At 71.3% G+C, this 18,757-nt stretch carries 1 protein-coding gene (running past one end of the window); it reads right to left on the bottom strand.

The genetic code is table 11. The annotated features are described in order from the left end of the window. Positions 1-28 precede the first annotated feature (28 nt). On the bottom strand, positions 29-18,757 hold the 3' portion of the coding sequence (locus tag DB31_RS07595) for an Ig-like domain-containing protein (protein ID WP_157231869.1). It continues 12,738 nt past the right edge of the window; 18,729 of the gene's 31,467 nt are visible here — the last part of the coding sequence; the start codon falls outside the window, past its right edge; it ends in the stop codon at positions 29-31.

Genomic DNA, 18,757 nt, shown 5'->3' with positions numbered 1-18,757 from the left:
AGCCAGCTGCCTATTCCGCTTGAGGGCCTCATGGGATGACGCCCGTCCACTGCCAATCGAGCTCAGGGGGTGGGAGCCATGGGGAGACGATCTGCTGCGGTTCAGAGTACATGAAGTGGATCTGCATCACCCCGCCGGTGCCATTCCCACCATAGGTGTCATCCCCTCCGACAGTGACGATGATCTCGTCCCCCTGTCTTAGCGACAGCTGCGCGGAGTCGTTGGCACAGATGATCTGTCCCCGGTCGGGCCCGACCACGTCGACGGAGAACCGCACTCTGCCCGAGGGCCAGCTGGGAGGAATGATGTACCGCCCCGTATTGGGCGCCACGAACTGGAAGACCTTCTTGAGCTCCCGGTTGGACTCGAAGCAGGTCATCAGCGGGAGCCGGCTGGTGGCGGTGAAGGGCAAATAGCCGGACGTCTGCGAGGACAGGTGCTGTGCCAGCACGCCCTGGAAGAGACCCTCGCTGTCCGAGCCCGCACTGGAGCACTCCGGATCGGAGCCGTAGTCGATCAGGCCGTCACCGTCGTCGTCCACACCGTTGGAGCATTGAGGAGGCGTGGAGAGATCGGCCTCATCCAGATCGTCCCGGATCTCGCAGCCTGGATCGACGGGCCAGTCCGTGAGCCCGTCTCCATCGTTGTCCACACCGTCACGGCAGGCGGGAGTCGCCGGAGGATCCGACTCATCCATATCCCACATCGAGCTGCACCCTGGATCCGACGGGAAATCCACTTTGCCATCGCCATCGTCATCCAGCCCGTTCGAGCACACCGGAGCGACGCAGGTGGCGCCCGTGGGGCCCATGGTACAGGACGCCGGAGCCACGCACTTGAACCAAGGCATCGCGGGATCGCAGCCAGCGCCGTGATTCAAGAAGCCCGAGACTCGAAGCGTCGCGGTCCCTGTCCCCTTGAGCACGATCGAATAGGCCCCTGCCTCCAACGGCACCTTGGTGTACAAGGGCGCCGTCAAGGTCGAGAGGCATCTCACGTCCGCATGCTCCTCCGCGCAGGCCGGACGAAGCGCCAGCGCTGAGATCTCCGGGCTGGAAGTGAGCACCATGGTGCCAGCCCCTGGCATCCGGACGCTCAACACCTTGTCGCCGACAGGCCGGGCATCACAGAGCAGCGTCTCGTCCGAGGCCGCCTCCGAGAAGTCCACCACCGTGGTGGATGCAGTCACTTCCGCAGGTGCCTCGCACCGCTCGCCATCTCCCGACTCGGTGTTCCCCGAGGCGGAGCTGCAGCCCGGATCGGCTGGCCAGTCCGTACGCCCGTCGCCGTCGTCGTCCGCACCGTTGGAGCAGGCAGGTGCAGTCTCGGGGTCCGACTCGTCCTGATCATCCGGCGACGTACAGCCCGGATCCTGGGGATAGCCGCTCCACCCATCGCTATCTTCGTCCTGCGCGCTGGCGCATGCGGCGTCCTGGCACTGGTAACCGTCCACCGAGGGTAGGCAGCGCTGTCCCTGCTGACAGGCGAACCAGGGCTGCGCCGGATCACAGGGCTGGTCCGCCGCGAGTTGCCCTTGGACCTGGAACAAGGGTGCGCCGTACCCGGTGGGCAGCGAGGAGTCCGCCACGAACAGGTAGGAGCCGGGCCCCACCTCCGCGCTCGTCATGGCCACAGACTGAGATACCCAACGTCCATCATCCCAAACCGATTGCCACTCCGCCGGAGCACAGGCGAGGAACGCTCCTCCGTCCGTGCAGCTCTTTCGGAGCGCCAGCGTCTTTGGGTACCCGTACGGCTCCATCAGCGATCCAGAGAGCGAGGCCTGGCCTGGCACCTCCACCCTCACGACCTGGTCTGGCCCCGAGCCGGAGGTGCTGCACACCAGATCGTCCAGATTCGAGGCCTGAGAGAAGTCGATCCGCATGCGGGAGCCCAGCAGGGTCAGCGGCGTCACCTGGCAGGAGGTCGGGTGCTCCCCGTTGCTGGAGGCAGAGGGGCAGTCCGTCTCCGCCGGCCAGTCCATGGCCCCATCCTCATCCTCGTCCACCCCGTTGGCGCAGGTGGGGAGCGGCACGGGGTCTGTCTCGTCGTCGTCCGTCGCGGACGTGCAGCCCGGCTCCGCTGGGAAGTCCACGCGCCCATCGCCGTCATTGTCCAGGCCATCCCTGCAGGCCTCGGGAGCGCATCGGTACTCACCACTGCTCTGCTCACGGCAGACGCTGTTGGAGCAGACCACGGAGGTAGAGCCCGGGATGCACCGGGCGCCCATGCCCAGCCGGGCGAAGGAGACATAAACGTCCCCTGTGACCTGAGAGAGGAAGACACGCGCCTGGGAGGAGAGCGAGGTGGCGCGCGTGGAGACATCGGAAGACGACGAGGAATATGGACAGAACTGCGCCGCCGAGGCGTCACAGCCGTCCTTCACGATGAGGGTTGGCCAGTACCAAGAGTCGGAATAGGCCCTCAAGGAGATCTCCTCGACGGGCCCGTCGAACGGCAGGGTGTGCCACGAGCCCGTATAGAAGGTCCCACACCGCGAGTAGAACGTGCTCTGCAGCTGCACCTGAGGCGGCCTCAGCGTGAGGTCCATGCCGATCGGGACGGGCTTCTCACAGCTCTGCCCCGACCCCGCGGGCAAGACAGGCACCTGCTTGCGCAGGACGGTCTGTAGGCCCGCCCCATCCTCCGCCACCGCCTCGAGAACGAACGACTCCGGAGAGCTGGGCGTGTAGGAACCGCTCCAGGAGAGACCACTCTGGGCATAGTAGGAGGAGGTGCTCTGCGCGATCAGGGTGTCGCCCACCCGCACCTTGAGCGACTGCATGTGGGCCTCATCATAGGCACTCGCGTACACAGGGGTCCCCCCCTGTCCGGCCACCAGATAGCTCTTGGACGTTAGCGTCACCGTCGGCGGCTGGTTCTGCGCCACCGCGTAGGGCCGCGTCTCCGTGACAGTATGGCCGACGCTGTCGGTGAGCTCCGCGCTCAGGACGATCTCGCTCCCTGTGTAGCGAGACGCGCTCTGGACGCACTTGGAGAAGGACGTGGAGAAGTAGGCCGAGCAGCCGCTCGTGCAGCTCCACAACGTCTCCTCTCCCGCCTTGAAGGTCACGGCCGTGAGCCTCACGTCATCCGCGGCATTGATGCACGCGTAGATCGGGTAGCCCTGCACAGGCGTTGGGGACGCATACATAGATGCGCTGGGCGGCGCGTCTGGAAGAACCTGGGCGAGTTGCTCCGCGCGTCCCTCGCGCCCCAGGTGATCGGTGGCAATCGCCTCGAAGCGGACGGTCGAGGTGACGCTGACACTGGGGAACGTATAGGGCACGCCCGATAGCGTGGGGCCCACCACGGAGGCGATCTCGACCCCATTGGCCAACAACCGCAGCGACCGGATCTGATGCCCCGGTGGGAACGAGGCGTAGGCGGAGACGGAGACAGTCGCGCCCTCGGAAGCGGAGTACGGCGCGTAGAGGGACACCGACGGGACCAGATCATCCCGGAGCACGGTGTAGCGCTGCTCCTGCCGGACCTGACGGCCTGCCGAGTCCTCGGCCACGATCGTCAGCGTCTGCTGCGTTCCAGTGGTCTCTCCCGGAAGCACCAGCGAGACTGGCAGGCTTCGCCACCCGGTGTACGGGGAGGTACTCAGGGTGCTCGCGATGGTGACGCCATTGCGCTCCACGCGCACGTTGCACCAAGTGTAGCAGTAGGCCTGAGCCGTGAAGGCGTTGTCATAGGGCGCCGAGTACAGGCGGGAGGGCAGCCCGTAGACGGATTGGGGGAGCGGATCCTGGGGAGCCAGCACCCTGATGGACGGGACGGAGGCCGTCTTGATCCGCCCCGCCGCATCGACGAGCACGAACTCCAGCGTCCCCGTCGTGTCCGCTCCCACCACCGGCATGCGCAGCTCCCCATGGATGGAGGTGTCCATGACCGTCAGCGCTCCCAGGTCCTGTCCCGCCCAGCGGACCCGCGCCGAGACGGGGGCCAGGGCCCCCCCGTAGACCGCGGACACGGAGATGCTGCTCGCGGAGTAGTACGACCAGCCGGAGTTGGGCGAGTTCGGGTAGAGGACGATCTCCGGCAGGTTCGTGGGCGCTGACACCCTCACGAAGACCGGAGCCGACAGTGTCTCGGCTCCGGAGGCGGTGCGCGCCCGGACCTGCACCGCCAGCTCTCGGCCGACCACCGCTTGCTTTGGCACGAGGTAGCGGCCCACCGCCGCCCGCTCGTCCATCCGGCTGAGCACCTGCCCCTCCACGAGCAGCTCGGCCGTATCCACCTGCACGCCCGACACCCGCGCCGAGACCTCCAGCCAGGACCCCGCCTCCACGCTGGACGCGTCCGGCACCACCCGAACCACCGGGTTCACCCCAGCCGCGGGGAGGGAGAAGACCTTTACGCCCGCCACACTGTCCGCGACGACGATGTGCCCCGCGGCCACCACCGCGTCCTCGGCGCGCGGCGTGGACAGCTTGCCCAGGAGCACCGGCGCGGCGGGCTGGGAGACATTCCACAGCTCGACTCCCGCCGAGCCCTCGCTCACCAGGGCCAGCCGCCCCTCCAGCCTCACACGGCGCACCGCTCCCGCCGTGGGCAGCGAGGCCCGGCGCACGGGCCCGCTCGCAGCGCTGAGATCCACCACCGCCAAGCCCGAGGGGCCTCCCAGCAGCGCGAGGTCGCCGTCCACCGCCACCGCGTCCGTGTGGACCTCCGGAATCATCGCGCCCAGCCTCAGCGTCCCCGCGCCATCTACCAGCACCACCGCCGCGCCCGCGCGGCCCAGGGCCACCACGGCACGCGTCTCGTCTCCCGCCACGTCCAGCGTGGCGGAGCCCAGCAGCAGGGACACCTTCTGATCCACCGAGGGCAGCCCCATCGAGGACACCGTGCCTCCCGACACCGCCCACAGCCTCCTCGGCGAGACGGCGAAGCGCTCCACGCTGCCGAGCGCCGCCAGCCGATCCGAGGCACCGCCATCCCTCACCAGGCTTCCATCCCACTGCTCCACGTGGATCGAGAGCGTCGTGCCATTCAGGGTGAAGACCTGCTCGCCCGTGCGCTCGACTTGCTTCAGGGCCAACCCCGCCACGGACTGGGAGACGCGGCTGGGGTGGGAAGGATCGTCCAGGACGATCCGCTGCACGCCGGCGAGCCCTGCCGCCACCAATACGCCCCGCCGGAACGACGTCACCGCCCGAGGCGCGTCATCCAGGGTCAGACCTCCCACCGGGGTACTCAGAGCACTGCCCGCCGCGCCCAGGTTCGGAAGCCGGCGCACGAAGATCCCCTGCGCCGTCGTGGCGAGCATCAACCCTCCGGAGACCTCGAGCGCACGGGCCGGGAGCGCCTCCTGGGCGATGACCTGGGCAGCCGTGGGGTTGCGGACGTCCACCCATCTCAGCTTGCCGTCCGTGCAGGCGAGCCAGACCCGGCCATCCGCCACGGCCATGGCGCGAACCCCCGCGGGCAGCGGTACCTCCTGGGCCACGCCGAGGCTGTCCCCACTGCGGACGAGCACGGCGAGAGAGCGATCCGTCCCGACCAGCAGCTTCCCATCGTTCCAGCGAGCCGTCTGAGGCACTCCCACGGGCCACAGGAGCGACAGGTAGCCACTGAGGCCGCTGGTCAGCCGCGCGCGGACCATGAGGTAGGAGTAGGAGTTGAAGACGACCCCGTCGGCCGTGCCGTCCACCGCCGTTGCCGATACCGCCATGTTCCTCAGCACGGGAGTGGAGGGCACCTCCAGATCGAGTTCGAAAAGGGAGTTCCCCTGCACATAGAGCCCATCCCCTGCCAGGGCCTTGGTGAAGGTGCCCGCGAGCGTGCCGCGCACCCGGGGCTGCGCCGGATCCGCGATGTTGACGATCGACAGCCCTCTCCCTGGCAGCACCAGCACCGCCCACGGGCCCTGGACCGCCAACGAGGAAGGCGCGACGTCCGTGGCGAGGAAGCTCACCGGCTCGATCGTGGGCGTCTCTCCCCACCGCACCCGCCCCACGGCCAGTCCTCTCGGGGTCGTCGCATAGACGAAGTCCCCGCGCAGGGTCAGGCGGTCCGCTCCCACGAAGTCCCCGGCAACCACGACGCCGCCGTCGGGCAGGACGGGGGCCAGCACCGTCTTCGTCACCCGGCTCGTCGCCACGTTGCCCGCCACATCCCGCGCCGTGGCGACGATCTCCACCAAGGTCCCGGCCGGAGTGCTCGCGGGCACGGTGAAGTCCAGCCGGCCACCTCCGCTGGCCAGTTCCACGTTCGCCAACAGCGCCCGGACGGACCAGGACTCGAGCGCTCCTCCATCGGACGCGATCGCGGTGGCTCGCACACGGCTCCCAGCTGTCAGCACCTCTCCCGAGGGATCCACCTCGAGGGCCACCACCGGAGGCGTCAGGTCATCCACCACCGTGAGCGGTAGGAGCGCGGCGGCCGACTCGCGGCCCTGGTCATCCACCGCCACCGCCTCCACTGTGACGCCGCGCGAGCCCGTTCCCACCGGCATCCGCAGCACCGCCTCATACGGGGGAAGCATCAGGCGTTGCTGCTCCTCTCCGTCCATCTTGAAGCGCACCTCGGCCACGGGGACCGACGGCGTGAGCGTGGCCCGGACCCTCACCTCCGTGCCTTCCTGGATCGACCCGGTGCCCACGCGCGCCAGGGACACCGTGGGCAGTGCCGCCCCCGTTCCTGCCCGCACCCAGACCGAGGCCTGCACCGGCGCGCCCCGGCGGCCCTGCGCGTCCAATGCCACCGCGCTCACCGTGAAGGCCGTGTCCGTGGACACCGTGGGAGCCCGCAGCCGCCAAGCCAGCGCCGGAGCATCCGCGCGTCCCAGCACCGTGCTGTCCACGGAGTACTCGACAGAGGCCACCCGCGCGGGATCCGCCGGGACCGCCGCCAGCGAGAAGAAGGCGCCCGAGGGCACCTCCGCCCGCGCCTGCAGCGCCGCCAGCGCCGGGCCCGCCCCATCATCCACGAGCGCCACGGTTCCTTGCGCGAGCGCCTCATGGCCCGCGAGATCCACCACCCGCAGGGCCACCTGCGCCGCCGTGCCGTCACGCGGCAGATCCACGGACTGCGGCAGCCGCCCCTTGAGCACCTGGACAGCCGTGCCGCGCACACGCAGCTCCGCCGTGTAGCCATCCCGAGGGTCCGAGAGCCCCTCCACGCTGGCCACCACGGGCACCCGCGCGCCAGGAGCCGCCGAGGGAGGAAGCTCCAGGTGAACCGTGGGCGCTCCCACGCTCCGCCGCAGCTTCAGGAGGGAGCTGCGGCCCGGCGCCGCCGCGACGATGCGGCCGTCCCCTGCAGCCACCCGCCCCGCCAGTGCCGGGTAGTACCCCGCCATCGAGGGAGCTCCCCGCGCATCCACCACGGACAGACCGCTGGCCGTGCCCGCCAGGAGCCACGGCCCCGGACCGTCGGCGGCGATCGCCGTGTCCGGCAGCCGCGCTTCACCCTGGAGCGTCAAGGCGGTTCCCTCCACGCGGAAGCACCGCGCCGTGGCTCCCACCACGCACCTGCGGGCATCCGCGAGCGCCACCACCCCTGTGGCTCCTGCCACAGGCACGGAGGCCACGAGCGCCGGAGCATGCGGCACGCTCGCATCCACTTCATACAAGGTGCTGTTCGTCAGCACCGCGAGGCGATCACCCTCGGCGGACACCCCGAGCACGTCCCCGAGGGGCAGTCGCGAGGCGAGCATGCCCCCGCTGCTCCACAGCTCGAGGCCCTCGTCCGTCCCGATCGCCAGACCGAAGGAAGTGGTCTCCAGTGCGCGGGGGATTCTGCGCACGGAGAACGAGCCGACCGTCTCCAGGGCAGGCACGGACATCATGTCGACCCGGCCGCGCCCTCCGGTGCGCAGCGCCACCACGGCCCGGCCCCGCTCAAAGGCCACGGCCACCGCGGTCCCGTCCAGCGAGCGCTCGGCCGTGAGGGCCTGAGTGGCCGCATCCCGGAGCTCGAGGCGCGTGTGCCCACCGCTCTGATCGCGGGCCACCCACTCCCATGGCCCGGAGGTGGCCAGATCCAGCACGGGCTCGTCCGCGGCCGCGACCGAGACCGTGGCACCGTTGGCAAAGGCCGTCAGCGTGCCCTGCCGCTCCAGCGTCACCATGCCGCCGTCCCACGCATCCATTCGCGCGGACACGCGCACAGGCGCCGCCTCTGGCTCGAAGGGCAGGGTGTAGCCCCCGTCCGTCTCGGCGGGCTGGAGCACCTCGCTCACGCGGACCACCGTGCCTGTCAGGACGCCGCCATCCAGGCCCCCCACCTGGAGCGTGGAACCGCCCAGCAGCGAAGGGCCCTGCGGGTTCATGTCCAGCGCGAGCACGGGCTGCCGCCCGTCGTCCTGGACGGTGACGTCGTACTCCACAGGGAAGCTCTCGCGCCCCAGGAGATCCACCGCGGTGCCGCGGAGCCTCACCAGTTGCGAGGGCGGCGGAACTCGCGGTGCCACGAACGTGAGCTGCCAGGGCGGTTGGGTGAGCGTCACCGTCTCCGCTCCCAGCGACAGGCGCACGCTCTGGAGCGGGATCTCCGACGTCACACGCGCTCGGACCGTGACCGCCGTCCCTTCGGGGTAGCCGTAAGAAGTAGAAAACCCATCGAGCACGATCGTGGGCCGTGAAGTCGAGGGCGGCGCCACCGTCACCGTCTGGCTGGCTCCGGCCTCGTTGCCCTGCGCATCTCGCGCGCGAGCCTCGAGCAGGCGGGTCCCCGCGGACGTCACCGCTGGCGCGTCCCAGTCCATCGACCAGGGCGGGGCCGTCCGCGTCGCCACGAGCTGGCCATCGATGCGGAACGACACCTCGGCCACTCCGTTCAGGTCCGTGGCGGACACCTGCAACGGGTAGCGCCCGCCGCCGATGAGCTTGGTCCCTGCCATGGGCAACACCCACGCCAACTGCGGCGGCGTCGTGTCCGGGAGCACCTGCACGCTCACGCTCTCGGAGCTGGTGAGCTGGCCCCGATCATCCATCGCGAGCGCCGTGAGCTGGTAGGTGCCCTGCGTGGGCAGGTACAGCACATGGGAGAGCGTGGCGTTCGTGCCCGTCAGGCTGCTCGCGCGCTTGATCGGCACCCCGTCCAGCCGCAGCTCCACCGCCGAGACACCATGGTTGTCGCTCGCGGCCAGCGCCACGGTGAGCGACACGCCCTGCTCCACCTGCACCACTGGCGTGGAGGGCTGGGTGATCGCCACCGTGGGCGGCATGTCCTCCACCACCTGCACCGTCACCTCGGACTCGGTACCGTTTCCCGCGCTGTCCTCGGCGCGCACCTTCAGCGTCGAGGGCCTCGAGCTCATGATCGCGGGCCAGCGGTAGGTGGCCTTCCCGTCCCAATCCACGCTCACGGCCGCTCCGTCCACCCAGAGCTGGCGGAGGCTCACCTGGCCGCTGTCATCCGAGGCCACCACCCGGAAGCTCCAGGACACCTCCGCCGCGAGCAGAGTCCCTGGCGCGAGGGGCTCGGTGCTGCTCTCCAACCGCACGTATACGTTGGGCGGAACCACGTCGCGAGAGCGGAAGTCCTTCCGGGCCGCGGCAGTGTTCGCGATCGCGTTGCCGAACAGATCCGCCACCCCCGCCGCCGAGAGCGTGAACGCCGTGGTGGAGGGCAGCGCCGCCGCCGGTGTGAACGTAACGCTCAGCCCATCCGGCGCGACGGTGTGGGTCCCGGACTCTGGCACCGTGCCGCCCTGGCGCACGAGCCGCACGTGGGTGGCTGTGGCGGGATCAATGGGCTCGTTGAAGCGCACCGTGAAGATGGAGTTGAGCGGCACCTGCCCAGTGCCCACCGTGTCCAGCGGCTCCCACGCGGTGACGGTGGGCGCGACGCCGTCGGCGCGCAGCACGGCCTGAGCCAGCGTCACCGGAGGCGTGCCCGCCTGCGCCACCTCGAGCGCGAGCCACCCGGAAGGACCGGCCGGAACGCTCAGCTTGAAGCTCGTGGGCGTGAAGTCACTCACCGGCGCCACGAGCCCGCCCAGCCGCGCGGTGAGGCTCCGGTTGAAGCCCGTGCCCTCCACTGTCACCGCGCCTCCGCCCAGGTCCACCCGGGGAGGTGTCACCCGCGAGATCGCCAGCGGCGCCAGGTAGACGAAGCCTCCGGGCACATCCACCGGCGTCCCCGCCACCCCCGGGCTCACGCGGACGCGGACCGGGCCCGGCACCGGAGAGGCCGGCGCCAGCACATGGATCGCGTCCGTGGACACCGGCGGCACCACCGTGGCCGCACGCGTGCCGAACCACACCTGCGTCTGCGCGTCGAAGCCCGCGCCCGCCAGCACCACCGGGTAGCCACCCGACACGTCTCCATGGTCCGGCACCAGCGCATCCACTCGAAGGGAGGGAGCCTCCGCGCTCGGGAGGATGGACCACGTCCACGGCCCGAGGACCGTGCCGCCCACATAGGGCGTGGCGCCCAGCGTGACGCGCGCCTGCACCCGCTCCCCGGGAGTGAGCACCGCCGAGGGCCGGAACAGCACCGCCGAGCCCTGCACCGTGCGCGTGCCGGAGATGGCTCCCGCGGGGCCCACCAGCTCCATCGCAGTGCCCTGCACCACCGAGGGCGGCAGACGATCCGCCAGCGTCACCGACACGGCCGCTTCCCTGGGCAGTGCGCCTCCCGGCGAAGGCTCCTGGCCGGTGACCGTGGGGTACGGCAGCTCGAAGGCTCTCAGCTCATAGGCCGAGGCCGCCACCGCCACCCCTGCCCCCACGGCCACGTTCCCGGCCCACCCATATGTCGAGCCCGAGGTGCGCCGCTTCAGCCCCTGCGTCGTGTCCAGCCACGCCAGCCCGAAGTCTCCCGAGGCCAGCGCCCACGGGCCCGACAGCGCCACGGTGTACGCGCTGCCCTGGCCTTCAAACCGGCCCAGCTCGACGGGCACGGCCGGCTCGGCCGTCTCATAGAGGCGCACGCCCGCTCCAGAGGCCACCGCCACGCGCGTGCCCTCCGCGGCCAGCCGGTTCACGGTCCAGTACAACCCGGGCACCTCACCCACCAGCGTGAGCGACCCATCCGCCACGTCGCGCAGCTCCAGCCGGCTCGACTGCGAGCCCTGCACCAGCACCGCGAGCACCGGGCCTGCCATGGCCACGCCTCGCACCACGCCCGGCCCCACGTTCACCTGGGCCACCACGCGCGTGGCCCCGTCCACCCGGCCCAGCAGCACCACGTCGCTGCCGCCCGCCACCGTCACGTATGCACTCCCCTGCCCCGCCGCCACGCTGGCCACGCCCGAGGCCACCAGCGGAATGCGCTCCACCACCTGGAGCGGGCAGCTCACCGGGAGGCCCGCGCCGCAGCCCTCCAGGGCATACCGCACGACCTCGCCCTGGCCCGCGAGCCAAGCTTCGTCACCCGAGACCACCAGGCCCCCCGCACTCGTCACACCGGGGACATTGGCTACCTCCGGCAGATCGCCGGGGCGCGTGAGATCGAACGCCACGAGCCGTCCCGCCCGCGCGGCCAGCAGCACCCGCCCCGCCACCGCCAGGGCCTCCGTGTTGCCGCCCACGCCCCCCAGCGGCTTGAGCGTATAGGTGAAGCCGTCCGGCCTCCGGGCGACCAGCGCCCCTCCCGGCATCGGCGTGGCCACCGCCACCTCCACCACGCCCGTCACATCGTCCGGCACCTCCACCGAGATCCGGCCCTGCGAGTCCATCACCGGGTGCAGCGCTGGCCTGCCGCCGAACGTCACCTGCGTGGTCGCCGCGAAGCCCTTGCCCGTCAGCACCACCCGCTGCCGGCTGTTGAAGGGCGCCTGGGCCGGCGACACCTGCGTCAGCTCGGGGGCCACGAGGTAGCGGTACAGCCCCAGCTGCAGCGCCTCGAGTCCATTGGGGTTGCGCACCCGCACCGCCGCCGCGCCCGCAGGCCCCGGCGGGACGATGAGCGTGATCCGGCCCCCATCCGAGGACACCGTCACCCCCGAGGCCAGCGTGTCCCCCACCCACACCTGGCAGCCGGGCATGAAGCCCTCTCCCGTGAGGACGGCCGTGTCCCCGCCCGCCTCCAGGCCCGTGACAGGCGACATCGCCGTGATCACCGGCTGCTCGGGAGATGCGATCGGGCCGGTGCGGAAGCGCACGCCCACGTCCGTTCCGAGCGGCCGGCCCGCGAGATCCGCCAGTGTGCCGCCCACGCGCAGCACGTAGTCCGTCCCCACCGCCAGCGGCGACTGCGGGATCAGCGCGAGCCGCCCTCCCTCCGTGTCCGCCCGGCCCTGGCGCGCCACGCGCACCTCGACGCCATCCGTGCCCTCCAGCCGCACTGCCCCCGCCGTGGCCATGTCCGGCAGCGCGGAGAGCAGAACCTCGGGCACCACGCCCACCTGCACCACCGCGCCCGCCACCGGCACCGTCCCCCTCAGCTCCAGGTGATCCAGCGCCACAGAGACGAGCCCGCCCGTCAGGGTCCCCGCCGCATCCCGGGTGTCCGCCAGCGGCATCTCCACCGGGCGTCCGTTCACGTCCAGCAGCAGCGTGCCCGCCATGAGGTAGCGGCCCGAGCGCGCCAGCGCCTTCGCGTCTCCGAGCACGGAAGCCGTCTCCAGCCACTGGGGCTGCTGCCCCACCAGCGCCGCGAAGCGCTGCACCTTGCCGCCTCCGCCCGCCACCCAGACCACGTCTCCGGCCACCAGCGTCTGCTCGGCGGAGGTCCACCCCTGGTGCAGCTCGTCCTTCAGCACCAGCGTGCCCGCGGGAGCGGGCGCCGTGGGATCGGCCAGCTCGACGATGGCCACCTGCCCCGCGCGCCCCAGCGAGACAAAGGCCCGCGTGCCCTCGACCGCGATGTGCCGCGCCGGAGCCGACAGCGGCAGATGCGCCTCCTGGGCCAGCGGAGCCAGATCCCCGCGCCGCGCGTCCAGCACATAGAGCCGTGCGTCCGTTGCGCTCGCGTTCGAGACCAGCAACAGCCCGCCATACAACGCCAGCGCGCTCGCGCCCCCCGGCAGCGCTCGCTGGGCCACCAGCATGGGCTGCTCCGTCTCACCCGTGCGGAACACCCGCACGCCGCTCCCATCCGCCACGAAGATCAGGCTGCCGGCCGTCACCACGTCCACGGCCTCGCCCTGGACGGACAGCCTCAGGGTCTCCGACGCGTTGGCGGGCTGGCTCACGTCCACGGCCACCACCCCCGCGGAGCCCGCCGCCAGGTACAGGGTGTTGCCCGCCCTGGCCATGCGGCGCACGCCCCCCTGCGCGGACACGTTCACTCGCCGGATCTCGCGCGCCACCGTGGGCTCGCTGAGATCGGCCACCATGAGCCCACCGGAGTCCGTCTTCCGCCGCTGCTCGAGGGTGATGAGGTGGCCCTCGGCGTCGAGCCCGACGATCTCCGTCTCGCCGCCCAGCGCCACATAGGCCACCGTGCCCTCCACCCGCACGTCCCGCACCGGGGGCGTGGGCAGGCGAGACACCGCGCCCGTGCCATAGAGAAAGGAGCGCGCCTTGACGGCGCTCTGGCTGCCCAGCACCGCCTCCACATCCACCAACCCCTGCGCGTGCGGAGGCGCCACGGCCACCGCCCGCTCCATGGACGGCACGTCCACCTGGAAGGAGCCGGTGCCACCAAAGCGCACCACCAGGCCGGGCATGAAGCCCGTGCCTCGCAGCTCCACGGCCACTCCGCCCTGCTGCGGCGCGCGATCCGGCGAGAGCAGCGCCAGCCGCAGCGGCTCGCGGTAGAGGAAGCCGCCCAGGCGCACCGCGGACAGGCCGCTCGGATCGATGACCTCCACCGAGGCCGGCCCTGCCGACGTGAGCGACGGCGGGACGACGATCCCCAGCTGATCCTCCTGCACGGAGACCACCGTGGCGTTCTGCCCGGCGATCCGCACGGTGACGCCCTGGCGGAAGCCCGCGCCCCGCACCGTGGTGGCGGTGAAGTCCGTGAAGAGCCCCGAGGCGGGTTCGAGCCGCTCCACCCAGGGCTGCAGCGCATCTTCCCCCGCCACCGTGAAAGCGAAGGACGCAGGGTGCGCCAGCGGCCGGGTGTCAAAGCCCAGCACCCCCTCCACCTTCACCTCAATCTGAGCGCCGGGCTCGAGCGGGTCCTCCGGCGTGAAGACGAGCGAGGAGCCCCGCGTGGCGAACACCACTTCCCGATGGCCGGGCACGGGCACGGGGCCTGCCGAGCCCACCTGCACCACCTCGAAGGTCCCCGCCGTCACCGTGTCCTCGCGCACGGGCAGGCTCATGTCCACGCGGATGGAGGTGAGCGGAGAAGCCAGCGCGCCATTCACGGGCGAGGTGCCCACGACCAGCAGATCCGTCGGTGGCACCGTCACCAGCGTGGAGCTCCCCGTGGTGGAGACCAGCAGCGAGCCGCCCGCCCAGGTGAGCCCGCGCGCCGGAGCGCCCAGTTCCGTGGACTGGAGCACCTGCGGCGCGGTCTCGTCGCTCATGTCGAAGACGTAAAGCCGAGAGCCCAGGGTGACGTAGGCCCGGCCTCCGCGCACAGTGAGCCGGCTGCGCACCAGCTCCGCGTAGGAGCGCGGCGTGGCATCCACCACCACGCCGCCCAGGCGCTGGCCCTGGCGGGTGTAGACCGTGAGGCGCAGCCCATCCGGCTGCCCGGTGCGCACATTGGAGGTCAGCGCGTAGAAGCGCCCCGGAGCGTGATCCAGCGCCAGCGCATCTTCCGTGAGCGGAGTGGTGCTCAGCAGCGGCAGCGAGGGCTGCGAGACATCGAACGTCTGCACATACCCGGCGCCCCCATCCATCTGGGTCACCGAGACGTGGGCCACGTTGCCCTCCAGCCGGATCCCCGTGGCGAGCCCCGCAGTGGCGCCCCGGCCGACGGTGAAGGGCCGGGCGGTATCCTGCACATCCACCGCCACCAGGCCGAACGCATCCGTGGCCAGCAGGGCCAGCGCTCCTCGCGCGTCCAGGCCTCGCACCGCGCCCTCCGTGCGCAGGCCTCCCAGACGGACCGGGTGCTCGGGCACGCGGATGTTGAAGAGCTCGAGCCCCTCGTACCCGGCGGTGGGCACTCCCGCGAACAGCAGATCCCCCGAGAGCACCACCTCGGACGTCTCGCGCGGCGGGAAGCCGGGCAGATCCACCGTGGTGCCCGTGGGCAGATCATAGGAGAAGTACCCCACCGTCTCCGACACCTCGCCCGGACGCTCCAGCTTCACGGGCACCAGGCCGGGCCCATCTGGACGCGGCGTGGTGAAGCGCAGGGTGGACAGGCTCACCACGTCCACGTTCACGCCCTCGCGATCTCCAATGAAGACGCGAGTGCCCGGAGCCACCGGAGAGGCCCCGCTGAACGACACCTTCACCTCGGTACCGCCCTCCACGGGCCCGTGGTCGGGCACCAGCGAGGCGTGAGCGCTCGCGAGCGGCGACAGGTACAGGACGCCGTGCGGCAACAGGGACCAGGGGCCCCCCGCATCCTCTATACGCACGTCCGCTGGCCCAGGGCGCGTGGACGGAGGCACGGTGACGTGCAGCTCCGTATCCCCCGCTGCCGTGAAGCTGGCGGTGGCTCCACCGATCCGCACCGACGCCACGCCGCTCAGGCCCGAGCCCTGGATCACCACCTGCTGCCCTCCCGCCATGGAGACCGCCGAGGGCTGCACCGCATCGATCCGAGGCGCGTGGCTGCCCGCGGCGCCCGTGCGGAAGGCGGTGCGGAAGGGCCGGATCATCCCTCCGCCCCGCTGGTCCGCAACCGTGGACGCGATCCGCACCTCATAGGTGGCGCCAGGCTCCAGCCCCTCTTCCGGGAGCTGGGCGCGCACGGCGTAGGTGAGCGTCGCGTGCTCCGCCACCACGGACAGCTCCAGCGGGACCGGACCCGAGGGCCCGATCAGCTGCACGCTGATGTCGTTGACGGTGGCCGGCGCCAGCGGCCGGTTGAAGCGGACCTCGAGCTGGCTCAGGGACGGCGGCACCAGCGCATCCCGCTCCGGCGTCGTCGACAGGGGCAGGAGGAAGGGCATGGACAGCTCGGTGAGCTCCTGGCGGCTCGCCAGCATCAGCCGATCCCCCACGGGCAGCACGTCGTACGCGAACTCCGTGTTGCCTCCGCTGAGGAACTCCGGGTGGCGCGGATCCGACACGTCCAGCACGTACACGCTCCCCGAGGAGGCGGCCACGAAGAGCAGATCCCCAATCAGCCGCAGGCGCTCGGGGTGGCCGGGGGTGTTGGAGAGCGATTGATCGAAGGGCAGCCGCAGCAGTTCCTGCGGCGCCTGCGGGTTGTCCGGCCGCACGTCGAAGAAGATCAGTCCGAACTCGGCCGCCGAGGCGATGGCCACGTCCCGCACCACCACCACGTCCGTGAGGCTGTAGGGGTACGGCCTCCGAGCGAGCCGCTGCGCGCCCACTCCCGCCGAGTCATAGAGTTCCAAGGCCCCGTGCGGGGTCTTCATCATGATGATCGGCGCGTCCTCGGACCGGTAGTCGTCGCTCGGATCGAGCCCGAGGAACCGCGTGCGGCGGCCCGTGGTCAGCGAGGCCCAGGGCGGCGGAGGGAACGGCGTCTCGGTGCAGTAGATGACGCCCGCGTGGTTGCCCATGGCCACCAGCAGCCGTCCTCCCGCCACCGTGGCGCCGTACGGCTCCTGCGCGCTCCCCGAGCCGATGCTCCCCAGGAGGACCGGATCCGACGGACTGCGGGTATCGAAGAGCTGCAGCTGGCCACCACTGCCCGCGGCGGGGTAGTGCTCGTCCGTGGGGGACTTACAGGGGATCTCCTCGGGCAGGAGGTTGTCCTCGAGGGGATTGCTGAACACCCAGGCTCCCGTCGGAGTCGCCAGCAGGCGCGTGGCGTACTCCTGGCCGAGCACGCTGCCAATGCCTCCGCGCCCCAGCAGCGGCCACTGCTCCAGGGTCGTCCCGGACGCGTCAATCACCGCGAGGCCGCTGGCGCCGTTGGCCACCAGGAGCTGGGTGCCGCGCAGCGCCACGTCGAAGGAGTCCGGCATCAGCTCCACTTCTGGCAGGGGCAGCTCCCGCTGGGCCAGATACGGCAGGCTGCCGATCAGGTAGTCCACGTCGTGATCCGGCGGATCCACCACCGAGGCGCCCGCCAGCTCGGGCCGGCCCACGCGAGTCACGTCATAGGCCACCATGCGGAAGGACTCGGGCACCAGGCCGCCGCCCGTCATGGGACCGGTATAGGGCTGAGGGAAGGTGTTGCCTTCCACCGAAGCGCCCGCCGCCGCGAACGGCAGCAGCGGCAGCGCGGGGTTGCCCGCCAGCGCCACGGGCCTCACCGAGGCACCCACCACCTTCCCCGAGAATGGGAGCCCATACCCCACGGGAGAGGGCGAGCTCGCGCGCTGCAGGCCGTCCGCCGCCACCAGCTCCACGTCCGCGTCGCCAAAGGAGCCGGGCCCGGCCACCGCGACGAGCTGGGTGGTGGACTCCACGGAGACGCTGCGCGCGGGCAGCCCGCGAATCAGCACGCGCGTGGAGCCCAACGGGCTGGACCAGGTGGGCAGGAAGCCGCGCCCCGTCACTCGCACGGTGCTTCCGCCCTTCGGGTTGAGGAAGCGCGGGATCGACGCGCTCGCGAACAGCGGCGCGGAATAGAAGTAGCCGCCCGAGCGCCTCGCGGTGACGCCCGAGGGGTGCACCACCACCACGTCCGCCAGCCCAGGCTCTCCGGGAGGCACGCGGACCGTCATCCGCGTGGAGGACAGCGACAGCACGAGCGCGGGCGCGGCACCGATGCGGACCGTGGTGCCTGGGACGAAGCCCGTGCCCAGCAGCTCGATCTCCGTGCCTCCCTCGGAGGGCCCCACGCGCGGCACCACCTGGAGGAGCTGCGGACGCTCGCCCGTGCCTCCCGCGGCGAAGAAGCGCACCTCGAAGGGCGCTATCAGCGCATCCCCCAGCAGGGAGCGCAGCGAGGTGCCCAGCGCCAGCCGCAGCTCGGCGCCCGAGGGCAGCGGCTCCGAAGGCCGGAACACCAGCGTGCTCACCGGCAGCTCCGGCGTCCCAGCCTCCAGCGTCCCAGGCACCGGAGCGCCATTCGCCGTGAATGAGAAGGCCTCCGGCGCCGACGTGTGCAACAGGCCCGCGGACAGCGTCACCGTCACCGAGGGCAGCGAGAGCGGCACCACCTCGTCCGGCGCCACGCTCGCGGAGACCACCGCCAGCTCCGAGGGGCGTCCGAAGTCCACGGACCAGCCCTGGGTACCGCGATCCCTCATGCTCACGAGGCGGCCGCCCGCGGTCATCTCCACGAGCTTCGCCGTGCCGCCCCGGGCGCCCGTCACGTGGTACAGCACGCGCGGGTGGAGCAGATCCGTCAGATCCACCACCGCCACGCCCGCCGTCCCCGCCGCCACATAGGCCAGGTTGCCCTGCAGCCGCACATCCCACGCGAAGCCGCCCACCAGCACCGAGGCCAGCACCTGGGGCTGATCCGGATTCGCGGCGCTCACCAGCACGAGCCCCGCATCGCCAGCAGCCACGACGGCCACGTCGCCCTTCCACCTCGCCCGCTGAATGTTGAGCGGCAGCGCGCCCCGGAGCGAAGGCGAGGCCTCGGTGGAGACGATCCGCAGTGCCCCGGCCGACACGGCAAAGGAGGTGGCGTCTCGCTGCCCCACGCCCACCACCGCCATGCCCGCGCTTCCCGCCACGGACTGGGCCGCGCCCTGCATCGGCAGCTGGCCAACGAGGAACGGCGCATATGAGCGATCGAAGCTGCTGAGTCCCTTCTGTCCCGTGGCGGCCAGCAACCGCTCGTCCTTCACATCCAGGCCGAAGACAGGCCCCTCCACGGCCGCCGTCCTGGCCGAGATCGCCGGGTGGGCCAG

The organism is Hyalangium minutum (genome assembly GCF_000737315.1).
Lineage (GTDB): Bacteria > Myxococcota > Myxococcia > Myxococcales > Myxococcaceae > Hyalangium > Hyalangium minutum.
The sequence above is the reverse complement of the archived record's forward strand: the minus strand, read 5'-3'. Positions and strand labels throughout refer to the sequence as shown.